The organism is Janthinobacterium sp. GMG2 (assembly GCF_033949445.1).
In the GTDB taxonomy this organism is placed as follows: domain Bacteria; phylum Pseudomonadota; class Gammaproteobacteria; order Burkholderiales; family Burkholderiaceae_D; genus Janthinobacterium; species Janthinobacterium aestuarii.
Window position 1 is genome coordinate 297,744 of record NZ_JAXAWA010000004.1, and the last position, 13,565, is coordinate 311,308.

The 13,565-nt window shown below is 61.8% G+C and carries 11 protein-coding genes; 10 read left to right on the forward strand and 1 reads right to left on the reverse strand.

From position 1 onward, the window contains the following. Window positions 1–2 precede the first annotated feature (2 nt). From trmD to SKZ59_RS17110, 8 genes are all read left to right on the forward strand, one after another. On the forward strand, window positions 3–749 hold the full coding sequence (trmD, locus tag SKZ59_RS17075; RefSeq protein WP_034759865.1) for a tRNA (guanosine(37)-N1)-methyltransferase TrmD: 747 nt from the start codon (window positions 3–5) through the stop codon (window positions 747–749). A gap of 131 nt (window positions 750–880) precedes the next feature. Beyond that, window positions 881–1,264: a 50S ribosomal protein L19 gene (rplS, locus tag SKZ59_RS17080; RefSeq protein WP_010395528.1), complete on the forward strand. Its 384-nt coding sequence runs from the start codon at window positions 881–883 to the stop codon at window positions 1,262–1,264. A 195-nt stretch (window positions 1,265–1,459) separates the two neighbouring features. Beyond that, window positions 1,460–2,119, forward strand: a complete 660-nt coding sequence (locus SKZ59_RS17085) for a CoA pyrophosphatase (RefSeq protein WP_034759862.1) — start codon at window positions 1,460–1,462, stop codon at window positions 2,117–2,119. 97 nt (window positions 2,120–2,216) lie between these two features. Continuing rightward, window positions 2,217–3,176 (forward strand): CobD/CbiB family protein, encoded by a 960-nt coding sequence (locus SKZ59_RS17090; protein ID WP_034759859.1) that lies wholly within the window; start codon window positions 2,217–2,219, stop codon window positions 3,174–3,176. A 225-nt stretch (window positions 3,177–3,401) separates the two neighbouring features. Beyond that, complete coding sequence (locus tag SKZ59_RS17095; RefSeq protein WP_319992423.1) at window positions 3,402–3,737, forward strand: DUF3579 domain-containing protein; 336 nt, start codon at window positions 3,402–3,404, stop codon at window positions 3,735–3,737. Window positions 3,738–3,818: 81 nt separating this feature from the next. Beyond that, complete coding sequence (locus SKZ59_RS17100; protein ID WP_070303693.1) at window positions 3,819–4,268, forward strand: CBS domain-containing protein; 450 nt, start codon at window positions 3,819–3,821, stop codon at window positions 4,266–4,268. A 78-nt stretch (window positions 4,269–4,346) separates the two neighbouring features. After that, on the forward strand, window positions 4,347–5,165 hold the full coding sequence (locus SKZ59_RS17105; RefSeq protein WP_319992424.1) for an AraC family transcriptional regulator: 819 nt from the start codon (window positions 4,347–4,349) through the stop codon (window positions 5,163–5,165). Continuing rightward, window positions 5,162–6,625 carry a nitrilase-related carbon-nitrogen hydrolase gene (locus SKZ59_RS17110; RefSeq protein WP_319992425.1) on the forward strand — a complete coding sequence of 488 codons (1,464 nt, stop codon included), beginning with the start codon at window positions 5,162–5,164 and terminating at the stop codon, window positions 6,623–6,625. The genes SKZ59_RS17105 and SKZ59_RS17110 overlap by 4 nt, the downstream gene beginning before the upstream one ends. A 193-nt stretch (window positions 6,626–6,818) precedes the next feature. Here the strand turns inward: SKZ59_RS17110 and SKZ59_RS17115 are convergent, their stop codons facing one another. Continuing rightward, window positions 6,819–7,559, reverse strand: a complete 741-nt coding sequence (locus SKZ59_RS17115; protein ID WP_034759852.1) for a GntR family transcriptional regulator — start codon at window positions 7,557–7,559, stop codon at window positions 6,819–6,821. A gap of 387 nt (window positions 7,560–7,946) precedes the next feature. Here SKZ59_RS17115 and SKZ59_RS17120 point away from each other — a divergent pair, with 387 nt between their 5' ends. Together SKZ59_RS17120 and SKZ59_RS17125 are read left to right on the forward strand one after the other, a co-directional pair. After that, complete coding sequence (locus SKZ59_RS17120) at window positions 7,947–10,631, forward strand: TonB-dependent receptor (protein WP_319992426.1); 2,685 nt, start codon at window positions 7,947–7,949, stop codon at window positions 10,629–10,631. Window positions 10,632–10,808: 177 nt separating this feature from the next. Then, window positions 10,809–13,523: a TonB-dependent receptor gene (locus SKZ59_RS17125; RefSeq protein WP_319992427.1), complete on the forward strand. Its 2,715-nt coding sequence runs from the start codon at window positions 10,809–10,811 to the stop codon at window positions 13,521–13,523. Window positions 13,524–13,565 lie beyond the last annotated feature (42 nt).

A 13,565-nucleotide genomic window follows, 5' to 3' on the forward strand; every position in this document is an offset into this window, starting at 1 on the left:
CGATGCAATTTGATGTCGTGACCCTGTTCCCGGAAATGTTTGCCGCGCTGACGCAGTCGGGTGTGACCCGGCGCGCCTTCGAGCAGGGGAAATGTGGCTTGTCGCTGTGGAATCCCCGTGATTTCACGACCGACAATCACCGTACCGTGGATGACCGCCCTTATGGCGGCGGCCCCGGCATGGTGATGATGGCCCGTCCCCTTGAAGCGACAATCAATGCCGCGAAGCAGCGCCAGACCGCATTGGGACTGGCGGCGCCCCGCGTGGTGTTCATGTCGCCGCAAGGCCGTCCGTTGACGCACGAGCGCGTCACGCAGCTGAAAGCCGAACCTGGTTTGGTGATCCTGTGTGGCCGCTATGAAGCCGTGGACCAGCGTTTGCTGGACCGTTGCGTCGACGAGGAAATCAGCGTCGGCGACTTCGTTTTGTCGGGCGGTGAATTGCCTGCCATGGCGCTGATGGATGCGGTGATCCGCCTGTTGCCGGGTGTCTTGAACACCGAGGCATCGGCCATCGAGGACAGCTTCGTCAATGGCTTGCTCGATTCGCCGCACTACACGCGGCCGGAAACATATGAAGGCATGGCCGTACCGCCCGTCTTGATGGGTGGCAATCATGCCGAGATCGTCAAATGGCGCCGCCAGCGCATGCTGGAAGCGACCGCGACAAAGCGGCCTGACCTCTTGGTCAGTGCGCGCGCCGCCGGCTTGCTCAGCAAGACCGACGAAAAATTCTTGGCCAGCCTGTAAGCCGTCTCCGGACGGCGGGCAGGATGGCCAGTAGTGCCGGGCATGTTGCCCATATTGTGTTACCCATCCTCTACCGGGCGGATACTTGCTATCCACAGTGCGCCGGCATGATGGTTTTCGGAGTGTTAAAAATGGACTTGATTCAACAATTAGAGCAGGAAGAAATTGCTCGTCTGGGTAAAACCATTCCTGAATTCGCACCAGGCGATACCGTTATCGTCAGCGTCAACGTAGTCGAAGGTACGCGCAAGCGCGCCCAGGCTTACGAAGGCGTCGTTATCTCCCGTCGTAACCGTGGCCTGAACTCGAACTTCATCGTTCGCAAGATCTCGTCCGGCGAAGGCGTTGAGCGTACGTTCCAACTGTACTCGCCGCTGATCGCTTCGATCGAAGTGAAACGCCGTGGTGATGTTCGCCGCGCCAAGCTGTACTATCTGCGTGAGCGTTCGGGTAAATCGGCGCGTATCAAAGAAAAATTGCCAAATCGCCGCGTTGTGGCGAAAGCAAGCGCGTAATATCAGCGTCTGCGTTGGGAAAAGGGTGCCTCAGGGTGCCCTTTTTTTTATGGTGACACCTGGCCAAACCTGCTGCGCGTCGGTATGGGCAGCCTGCGATGCTCACCGTGCTAGAGCACGGTTGCGCGTCTCGGCTACCTCTTCCTTCCGCTCGCGACGGTTTTGCCAAGTGCTTTTAATCATGAGGGAGGGGCAATGGCCACCATCGCATTTGATCCCAAACAACTTGCCATCGATTCGATCGCCGGCGAGGCGGCGCTGGACGCCGTGCGCCTGACGCCGGACTGGCTGCGCCAGCGCCTGGCCGAACAGCCCGACTGGCAGCCCGAGATTACCCAAGATTTCCTTTCCGCCCGCGCCGTGCCCGTGCGCGCCGCCGTACTCATTCCCCTCGTGCAACGCCCGCAAGGCTTGACCATCTTGCTGACCATGCGCACGGACCACCTGAGCAGCCATGCAGGGCAGGTCAGCTTTCCCGGCGGGCGCAGCGAAGCGTTCGATGCGTCGCCCATCGCCACGGCCCTGCGCGAAACGGAAGAAGAAGTGGGCCTGGCGCGCGAGCACATCGAAGTGCTGGGCTGTTTGCCCGATTACCTGACGGGCACCGGCTACCAGGTCACGCCCGTGGTGGGCCTGGTGACGCCGCCGTTCGAGCTGCGCGCCGACCCGTCGGAAGTGGCGGAAATCTTCGAAGTGCCGCTGGCTTTCCTCATGGATGGCCTCAACCATCAGCGCCTGTCGGTGGAGTTGCCGGGCGGACGGCGCTCGTTCTACGCCATGCCGTACGAGCGCTTCTACATCTGGGGCGCCACCGCCGGCATGCTGCGCAATCTGTTTCACCTCTTGCGCGCGTAAAATGGCGTCCCGCACGTAATAAGTTTGATTCCAGCACTGCACTGCGCTATCGTAGCGGGCATTGCGGTATTGCTGAAAAAGACAAAAAGGACGTTTGATGACATTTCTCTCCATACTTTGCGCATTGCTGATCGAGCAGCTCAAACCTTTGCGCGCGGACAATCCGATCTACGCCGAAATCAAGAGCCTGGCAATGCGCATGGAGACCTGGTTCAATGCCGGCCACGCCAACCACGGCCGCATGGGCTGGTTCCTCATGATCGGCGTGCTGATGGTGCCCACGGCAGGCATTTACTGGCTCTTGCAGCATTATCAGCTGACCCTGCTGGCCTTTGCCTGGAACGTCCTCATCGTCTACCTGACCCTGGGCTTCCGTCACTACAGCCATTACTTTACGTCCATCCAGCTGGCCCTGAGCGCCGGCGACGAAGCGACCGCCCGCACTTTGCTGGCCGAGTGGACCAAGCTCGACACGGTGGGCATGGAAGCGAGTGAAATCGCCCGCATCGCCGTGGAAAAAGCCCTGGTCACCACGCACCGCAACGTGTTTGGCGTGTTCTTCTGGTTCCTCATGCCGCTGGGCCCTGCCTGCGCCGTGATGTACCGCGTGGCCGAATACCTGGCGCGCGCCTGGAACGAACCCGAGCACATGCGCAATGAAGCATTCGGCCAGTTCGCCGCGCGCGCCTTTTACTGGATCGACTGGATCCCCGTGCGCCTGACGGCCGTGGCGTTTGCCGTGGTCGGCAATTTCGAGGATGCGATCTACGCCTGGCGCAATTTCGCCCAGCGCTGGCAGGACGAGGCCATCGGCATCATCCTGACAGCCGGCGGCGGCGCCATGGGCGTACGCCTGGGCACGCCAGCGGAAACGGCGGCCCGCGTGCTCGTCACGCCGGACATGGCCGTCGATGACAGCGACAGCGAAAGCGATATCCTGCCTGGCGAAGAGCCGGGCGCGCGCGCCTTGCAGAGCACGGTCGGCCTCGTCTGGCGAGCCTTGCTGCTGTGGATGCTGCTGCTGTTGCTGATGTCGGGCGCCGTTTTCCTCGGCTGACGCGGGCGCACACGCGCCATCCATGCGCCTTGCGCGTGGAACAAGGTTAAAATAGGGGCTGGCGCGTGATGCGTGCCGGCCCCTGTTTGCATCGTCAGGGCAGATCGAGGTAGAACCCAAGTCTTCTATAAGATATAATACTGGCTTACCGCAGCAAACGTAGTTGAATTACCAGCCCGGCCTACCCGCCGGGGCCATTCACGCAATCCAGTCCCGACAAGCCACATGGCCGAGTTATCTCAAAAAACAGGGGAACTCTCAGACGAGTTCTTCATCCTTGGTCTCACCAGCAATGGCAAGCAATTCCGACCCAGCGATTGGGCCGAGCGCCTTTGTGGAGTGATGTCCTGTTTCAATCCCGAAGTTGGCGGGCGCAATGCGCACCTCCAGTATTCGCCCTACGTGCGCCCGACCGTCGTCAATGGCGTCAAGTCGGTGGTGGTCAACACCAAGCTGCGCGAGATCGAGCCGATGGCGTTTCACTTCGTGCGCGAATTTGCCAAGGATAACGACCTGCAAATCGTCGAAGCCTGCTTCCTGCCGCCCCCCGAAGAAAAATAAGATCATTTCAATTGATGTGCCTCAAACCCGTCACGGCGGGCTGGCGTAGCGTGGACACTCTGCCTCAAACGGAGTGGCGACATGCGTATCGGCGATATCTGTACCTTGCACACCATCCATTGCCAGCGTGACACCAGTGTGCAGGACGCGGCGCTGCTGATGCGCCAGCACCATGTGGGCGACCTGATCGTGGCCGAACAGCCGAACGGCGAACGCGTGCCCATCGGCATCCTCACCGACCGCGACATCGTCATTTCCGTCATCGCCCTGGGCCTCGACCCGGCCAGCCTGCTGGTGGGCGACATCATGAGCGCGCAGCTGCTCACGGCCAGCGAAGACGAAGACGTCTACGACATCATCGAACGCATGCGCATCAACGGCATCCGCCGCCTGCCTGTGGTCAACAGCCTGGGCGCGCTCTCGGGCGTCGTCAGCATCGACGACCTGCTGGCCTTCCTGGCCGAAGAGATGGCCGAGCTGGCGCGCATCAGCAGCGGCCAGCTCGTACATGAAAAGCGCACGCGCAAATAAGTCCGCATTGCGCAATTCCAATCAAATCCTCGTTACTTGAAAATGCTACAGTCGCTGCTCGTTCAACGGGAAGCGTTCATGCATTATCTGGCCAAGGCACTCTGGTATATCGAATCGCATTATGCGCAGAATCTCTCGCTCGGTGACATCGCCCGCGTGGGCGGCGCCTCGCCGTACCACCTGACGCGTGCGTTTGGCCTGGCCACGGGCCACTCCATGATGCGCTATGTGCGGGCGCGCCGGCTCAGCGAGGCGGCGCACGCGCTGGCCCAGGGCGCGCAAGACATCCTCGCCGTCGCCCTGGAAGCAGGCTATAGTTCCCATGAAGCATTTACGCGGGCCTTTCGCGACCAGTTCCATGTCACGCCGGAAAAAGTGCGGGCCCAGCGCCACGTCGCCAACCTCGCGCTGGTGGGCGCCATCAAAATGGATGTGGCGCCAGGCGTTCCCCTGGAAGCGCCCCGTTTCGAGCAAGGACCCGCCTTGCTGGTGGCGGGACTCGTCGAACGCTATCGCGCAGAGACGGCTGCCGGCATCCCAGCCCTGTGGCAGCGCTTCCTGCCCCATGTGGCGCCCGGCCAGCTGGTGTATGGCGTGTGCTGCAACAATGACGACGCGGGCAATTTCGATTACCTGTGCGCCATGCCGGTCAGCGACTTTCCCCAGGCGCCTGAGAACTGGATGCGGTTGCGCATCGCCCCGCAGCGCTATGCCGTGTTTCATCACCGCGGGCATATTTCCACCATCCGCGCCACCTGGCGCACGGTGTGGAACGAGTGGCTGCCCCTGTCGGGGCTGGAAGTGGCCGATGCGCCCGACTTCGAACGCTACGACCGGCATTTCGATCCCGCCAGCGGTGTTGGTGGCGTGGAAATCTGGCTCCCCTTGAAAGCATGAGCATGTTCAATACCTTGTCTGCACCAGCCTTGTTTGCTGGCAGTACCGCGCTGCGCCAGCGCCTGTTGCAAATTGCCGCCGCGCTGGCGGCCGGCCTGCCTCTGTACTGGGTGCTGGGGCCACAGCCGCTGGGCCCGCTGGCCTGGTGCGCGCCGCTGCCCGTCCTGTGGCTGGCCCTGCGCTCGTCGCGCCGCGATGCGGCCTGGATGACGTTGCTGGCCGCCGCGCTGGGGCTGTCAGCCAACGTCGCCTATTTCCGCCTGCTGATGCCCTTGCCGGCCGTGCTGGCCGCGATCACCGTCAAGGCGCTGCTGTGGCTGCTGGTGGTGCTGGCCACGCGGCGCCTCGTGCTGCGCTATCGGGCAAGCTGGACGGTGCTGGCGTATCCCGTGCTGTGGGTGGCCATCGATACGCTGATGGCGGCCTTGCTGCCGGACGGTAACTGGGGTAGCCTCGCGTATTCGCAAGCGGATAACCTTGCCGTGCTGCAGGTGACGGCCCTGGCGGGCGTACCTGGCCTGCTGTTTTTGCTGTGCCTGGCGCCGTCCGCGCTGGCCTTGCTGTTGGCCGGTGGCCGCGCGTATGCGCCAGCGGCGTGTGCGGCCGTGTTGCTGCTGGCGGCCGCATTCGCCGGTGGCGCCTGGCGCGTGCACGGTACCCCTGTATCTGGCGGGCCGCTGGCGGGGCTGGCGGCCATCGATGACTTTATCGGCCCGGCCACGCCGCCGGCGCGCGCGCAAGCCATCTGGGACCAGTACGCGCGCCACATCGAACAATTGGCCGGGCAGGGCGCCAGGCTGGTGCTGTTGCCGGAAAAGATAGCGGTGCTGGCGCCTGAGCAGGCGGACGCCGTGCGGCAGCGTTTCCAGGCGCTGGCGCGCAGCACGGGCGCGTGGATCACCGTGGGTGTCGGCGTGCAGGACGCTGCCGGCCGGCGCAACCTGGCCTGGCTGTTCGCGCCCGATGGCGCCGCGCCCGTCAGCTATCAAAAACATCATCTGGCGCCGCCCGAGCGCGAGTTTCTTGCCGGCGGCGCATATGCCGTGCAGCCGGTGGCGGGCCAGGCCATGGGCCTGGCCATCTGCAAGGACATGCATTTCGCGCCCCTGGGGCACGCGTATGGCGCGGCCGGGGCGCAAACGATGCTGGTGCCGGCCTGGGATTTCCAGCTGGACGCCTGGATGGGGGCGCGCATGACGGTCGTGCGCGGCGTGGAAAACGGTTATGCGGTGCTGCGCGCGGCACGCGAGGGCGTGCTGACGGTCAGCGATGCATATGGCCGCGTGCTGGCGGAGCGCGCCAGCAGCGCCATGCCGGGCAGTACCTTGCTGGCGCCGCTGCCGGCGCACCCGCCCATTGCCACCTGGGCTCGATGGCTGGGGCCGCTGTTCGGCTGGCTGTGCGTGGCGCTGGGTGCGATGTTGTTGTGCGTTGGCCGCCGCGCCGGCCCTGCTGTCTGATGGGTGGCGCACCGTTTTGCTGCAATGCGCAAAACCGCATTGCGCGGCCTTCTTTTATATTCCCGCGCAGGCCGCCACATAATCGCCGCCGATGATTGCACCATTGCCGTGCATATTGAAACGCGATGTCGGCATATATATTGCACCGCAATAAGTGGTGTTATCTGGTATTGCTGAAATGGCGAGGCTGGTATTAATTGGTACTTAATTCAGCCACGAAGTCATACATATCGCCGCGGAAGTAGGAGCGGCAAAATTCCACGGCGCGGCCATCGCGCAAAAAGCCCAGCCTTTCCACCGACAAGCCCGCGTCGCCTTCCTCCGCCTGCAGCAGGCTGGCCTGCTCCCCCGTCAATAAAAGCGCGCTCAGCCGCTGCAAGGCGCGCACGGGCCGGTTGCCCGCCTGTTCCAGCGCGTCGTACATCGATACGTCGACGGCGTCGAGCGCCGGCAGGCAACTGGCGACGATGGTCGCGTATTCGAGGCACATCGGCACCTCGTCCGCATAGCGGATGCGGTGGAAGCGGTACACGGGCGCGCCTGGCGACAGCCGCAGGCGCAAGGCCTCTTCCGGCGTCACGGTGCCCTCTGCGCGCTTGAGCCACACGCTGCGCGGCGTGCGTCCGCGCGCCCGCATGTCTTCGGAAAACGAGGTCAGCTTGGCGAAGTTCTTCTCGATGCGCGTATTGATGAAATTGCCCGAGCCGGGGCGGCGCACCAGCAAGCCCTCGTTGACGAGGCCATCGATGGCCTTGCGCACGGTGATGCGCGAAACGGCCAGGTCGCTGGCCAGCTGGCGCTCGGCCGGCAGGGCTTCGTCGGGGCCGAGGATGCGCTTGTCGATCGCTTCGCGCAGCGCGCGCTGCAGTTGCTGGTACAGGGGCAGGCTACTCGTCTGCCCCAGGCCTTGCATGATGTGAGCCAGGGTTGTCATACGCTGAGGGTCTCCGTTACGGCGCGTTGCAGACGCGCTCTGTATCTGTTTTGTGTCGCTGGATAATACCAAAAAAGACCGTTGTAAAACCAATTTGAATTATCAGGCCGGCAATTTATGCGTGGTCCCGCTGGTATTTAACGGGCCCATACGGGCTACAAATTGATTTCGGTGAAGTGGTCTGTGTGATTCAAACAACGTTATAAAAAAAAAGTTGCAACTGGTAGTGTTCTGGTATTGGATAGTAGTATATTGGCGTTGAATTGGTTTTGTAAGTGGTTGTGCCGAAGGGTCTGCAGCATGCCGCGAGAGTAGGCGGGCTGGAAAGAAGACCTACGTTAAAAATGAAAAGGTCCCAATCCTGGGGCCTAAATCAAGGGGGAGTACATGAAACGCAATTTGACACCTGCAGCTGCCGTCGTGAAATCCGGCTTGCGTAGCCGTACGCCGATCGCTGCGGCCGTTGCCGTGATGGTCGCCGGTCTGTCCTTTTCGGCGCAGGCGCAGGAAGCGCCCGCCGAAGAGGTGGCCACCGTTGTGACGGTGACCGGCGTGCGTGCCTCGCTGGAAAAATCGCTGAAGCAAAAACGTAATGCGGATTCCGTGGTGGAAGTGGTCACCGCTGAAGATATCGGCAAGATGCCAGACCGTAACGTGGCTGACGCGATCCAGCGCCTGCCAGGTGTGAATACCCAATCGTCCGCCGGTGGCGAAGGCGGCTTCGGCGAAAACGACCGCGTCAGCCTGCGCGGCACCAGCCCCAGCTTCCAGCAAACCTTGTTCAACGGCCACGCCATCAGCACGGGCGACTGGTTTGTGCTGAACCAGTTCGGCGGCAACGTCGGCCGCAGCAGCAGCTTTTCCTTGCTGCCTTCGGAACTGGTGAGCTCGGTTGTCGTGCACAAGAGCGCCACCGCCGACCTGCCTGAAGGCGGCGTATCGGGCGTGATCGACGTGATCACCCGCCGTCCGCTGGAATTCAAGAACCGGATCACGGCGGAAGGTTCGATCCAGGCTTTCCACAATGACCTGGCCGGCAAGACCGACCCGCAGTTCTCCGGCCTGGTGAACTGGAAGAATGACACGAATACCTTGGGCATCATGGTGCAAGGTTTTTCGCAAAAATCGACCGTGCGCCGCGACGGCCAGGAAATCCTCGGCTACACGCCGATCGCCGCAGGCAGCAACGCGGCCAAGGCCCATCCTGAACTGGCCGGCGTGAAAGTGCCGACCTTTATCGGCGCCAGCCTGTTCGAGCAAAAGAAAACCCGCGAAGGCGGCGCATTCGACATCGAATTCAAGCCCAGCAAGGACTTGACCTTGGATGTGAACGGTTTCTACTCACAATTGAAGGCACCGCATCAAAACACCAACTGGCTGGCTGCGCCTGCCAACTCGATCAATAGCACGGACGATAAAGGCGTGTCGACCGGCCAGGTGCCTACCAACTACACGGTCAAGAATGGCACGCTGACGGGCGCCACCTTCGCCAGGAACTCGGGCGAAGTCGATAATATCTACCGCCCTGACGCTGGCGGCGAATCGTACTATCTCGATTTCAACTTCAAGTACCGTGCCACCAAGGACCTGACACTGACCGGTAAACTGGGCAAGACCCACGGCGTCGGCTATGACCGCGACGATGTCTACTACCAGAACAACGTCGATGGCGGCATGGTGTATCAATTGAATGGCTTGAGCCCTGCCAGTGTCTCCTATCCTGGCGGTACCACCAACAAGCCAGGTTCGACGGCCTGGGCCGGTGGCGGCGAATCGCGCTCCGTCGACCAGGAAAAATATGCCCAGATCGATGCGGAACTGCGCCTGTCTTCCGGCATTTGGGATTCGGTCAAGTTCGGTGGCCGTCTGACCGATCACAAGCGCGATGCAGAGCATCCGTTTGAAACCCGTCCGGGCGCCCTGGGCTTCTCGAATCCAGGTCCAGCGTGGAATGGCTCGATGTACCCGAGCGACTTCGCCAACAACCTGGGCGGCAACCTGTCGAGCAACTACTTCAAGTACGACGGTTCGGCACTGGGCGCGTGGGGTGCCGCACCTGGCAACCGCCTGTTCGACTACGTGCGTCGTCATAACTGGACCGACGAATTCAAGCTGAAGGAAAAAACCTCGGCTGTCTACGCCATGGCCAACTTGACGGGCGACAACTGGAGCGGTAACTTCGGCCTGCGCGCCGTCCACACCAAGCAGTCGACCCTGGTGAACCAGGCTGGTGGCCCGATCACCGGTTCCGACTGGGGCCCATACTCGCAGCATCTGTATGAGCGCACTTACAACGACTACCTGCCGAGCGCCAACATCAAGTTCGATGTGCGCAACGATCTGGTCGTGCGCGCCGCCGTGGCCCGCACCATCGCCCGTCCCGACTACAGCGCGCTGGGCGGTTCGGTATCGCTGAACGACGATGCCTTGAGTGGCAGCGGCGGCAACGTCAACCTGAACCCGGTCAAGTCGGACAACGCCGAAGTCAGCGCCGAATGGTATTTCGCACCGAGGTCGGCTTTCTCGGTGGGCCTGTTCTACATGGACCTGAAATCGGTCGTGTCGAATGGTACCGTCAACGCCACGTACTTCAACAGCAAGCGCAATGCCAATGCCGTGTACCAGATCACGTCGCCATTCAATACCAGCGGCAAGAACAAGGGCGCGGAATTCAGCTACCAGCAACCGCTGTTCGGCGACTTCGGCATCCTGGCCAACTACACCTATGCCGACGGCAAGCTGGACAATGGTGATGAACTGGTCAATGCATCGCGCAGCACGTACAACCTGACGGCCTTCTATGAAGCCAACGCCCTCAGCGCACGCCTGGCCTACAACTACCGTTCCTCTTACAAGGCGGGCGTGGACCGTGGCGCCAGCCAGCACGTTGCCGGCGCGGGCGGCCTGGCCGGTTCGCTCAACTACAAGATCAACGAACACTTCACGATCACGTTCGATGCGCTTAACTTGACGAACACGACCATCAAGATGTACGCGGAAAACAAGGATCAGCCACGCGCTTTCTATAGCAACGGCCGCACCTTCTACCTGGGCCTGCGCGCCAAGCTGTAAGCAAGTCGATCCGGCCTGATACGATCGTGTCAGGCCTGGTCTTCCTCGGTCTTTTCAAGGCAAGTTCCTGTTTCGGGAGCTTGCCTTTTTTTTCGACGCCCACTGACAAGGCACCTGCCGTCTGTACTCATATAAAACCGTTCCGCTACCGTGGCGGACATCTATAACGAGGAGTCTATGAACAGTCGTTTGCAACCCGTATTGCACCCCATCGCCGCCGCTGCCGCCTTGCTGTCCATGAGCATGGCGGCCCAGGCGCAGCAGGCCCCGTCCGCCGCTCCGGCCATGCAGGAAGTCGTCGTCACCGGCATCCGCGCTTCGCTGGAGCAGTCGCTGAGCCAGAAGCGCAACAGCGATTCCGTGATCGATGTCGTCAGCGCGGAAGACATCGGCAAGTTGCCCGACAAGAACGTGGCCGACGCCGTGCAACGCGTGCCGGGCGTAAATATTTCCTCGTCGGCTGGCGGCGAGGGCGGCTTCTCGGAAAATGACCGGGTCAGCATCCGCGGTACCAGCCCCAGCCTGACGCAAACCCTGATCAACGGCCATGCCGTGGGCACGGGCGACTGGTTCGTCACGGACCAGGTGGGCACGGTAGGGCGCAGCGTCAGCTTTGCCTTGCTGCCGTCGGAAATCGTCAGCCGGGTCACCGTGCAAAAGAGCGCGCAGGCGGACCTGGTGGAAGGGGGCGTGGCCGGCTCCATCAATATCGAGACGCGCAAGCCGCTCAGTTTCAAGCAGCCATTTACTGCCGAGCTGGCCTTGCAGGCGATCTATGCGGACTTGCCGGGCAAGACGGATCCGCAAATGAATGCCCTGTTCAACTGGAAGAACGAAGCGAAGACCATGGGCGTGCTGTTCCAGGTGTTTTCCGAAAAACGCCACGAGCGCCGCGACGGCCAGGAATTCTTCGGCTATGGCGCGATCGACGCCAACAGCCCGGCCGCCCAAAAGTACCCGCAACTGGCCGGCGTGCTGGCACCGCTGGGCATCAACTCGGCCCTGTTCGAACAGGTGCGCAAGCGCCAGGGCGGCAGTATCGACCTGCAATTCAAGCCGACTTCCGATTTGATGCTGGACGTCAACGGCTTCTATTCCAAGCTGGACGCGGCCAACTACAACCGCAGTTTTTACAACCAGCCAGGCGCCAACCTGAATGCCGTCGACAATGACGGCAAGCACGTGGGCGTGATTCCCCGCACGTTTACGGTCAAGAACAATACCTTGGTGGCAGCCGAGTTTCCCGCGTCGCAATTTCCTTTGGCTAACGCTACCACGCCCTATAACGGCCAGCTGTATCCGGCCCTGGTTGACCAGATCTACCGTCCCGGTTCGAACTCGTCGACGGCCTACATCGACTTCAACGGCAGCTACCGCGCCAGCGAGCGCCTGCGCATCACGGGCAGCCTCGGCTACACGCGCGGCATTGGCGAGACGCCCGTCGACCTTGGCTATGAGGCGGGCTTGACGGGCGTGGGCGTGTCGTACCAGCTGAACGGCCTGTCGCCGGCCAGGCTGAATTTCCCGGGTCTCGACATTTCCAAATTCTCCAACGCGGTCACGGCATCGGCCTGGGGTTCGCATGTGGAAACCCTGGACACGGAAAAATATGGCCAGGCCGATGGCGAGCTGAGCATGGATTATGGCGTGCTGGAGTCGTTGAAATTCGGCGCGCGCTACGCGGAACACCACCGCAATGTGTCCTGGCCGGAAAACCGCAGTTGCTCCGTGTGCGATGGCACGACGAGTGCGCCCTTGCCGAAGTGGAATGGCGGCACCTATCCCGGCGATTACGGCAAGGGCCTGGGCGGCAGCGCGCAGGGCCGCTACTGGCAGCTCGATCCGGCCGACCTGGTGGCGTGGGCCAACAAGTACGACAATTCCGGCGGGCCGAATTCGCGCAACTGGCCGGCCGAGCTGGACGTGAAGGAAAAGGATAGCGCGGTCTACATCATGGCCAACCTGGCAGGCAACAAGTGGCGCGGCAATGTGGGTGTGCGCGTCGTGCGCACGCAGCAGACAACGGTGACGAACGTGCCTGGCGGCGAAAATCCGATCGGGCAGGAAAACATCTTCGGCACCTATACGCCCACCGTCGTCAAGCACAGCTACACGGATGTGCTGCCGAGCGCGAATATCAAGTTTGACTTGAGCAAGGACCTGGTGGCCCGCGCGGCTGTGGCGAAAACCATGGCGCGCGCCGACTACAGCGCACTGGTGGGCGCCGTCAACCTGAACGACCAGTTGCTGACGGGCACGGGCGGCAATCCGGATTTGAAACCGATACGCTCGACCAACTACGACGCCACCCTGGAATGGTATTTCGCGCCAAAGGCCATGCTGTCGGTGGGCGCCTTCTATATGGACATGAAATCGTACGTGACGTTTGGTACGGCGCCCGTGAGCTACTACAATAATACCTTCAAGAAATTCAACACCTATGTGATCCAGTCGCCGACGAATATCGGCGCCAAGAACAAGGGCGTGGAACTCAGTTACCAGCAGGGCTTGTGGGGCGGTTTCGGCGTGGTGGGCAATTACACCTATACGAATGGCAAGGCGGACGATGGGGCCGCCGTCGTGGGCAGCTCGCGCGGCACCTACAACCTCGAAGGCTATTACGAGGATGAGCGCCTGAGCGCGCGCCTGGCCTACACCTACCGCTCCAGCTTTCTGGCCGGCCTGTTCAGCAGCTCTCCCCAGTATGTGCATGGCGTGGGCAACCTGGCCGCGTCGATCAACTACAAGATCGACGAGCGCTACTCGTTAACGTTCGACGTGCTGAACCTGAATAACCCGGTGCTCAAGTATTACGGCGCCAACCAGGATCAGCCGACGGCCCTGTATTCGAACGGCCGTCAGTTTTACTTTGGCCTGCGCGCCAAACTGTAGGTTTTTTTACCGGCTTTCCGCCACAAACGGGGAGCCGGTTTT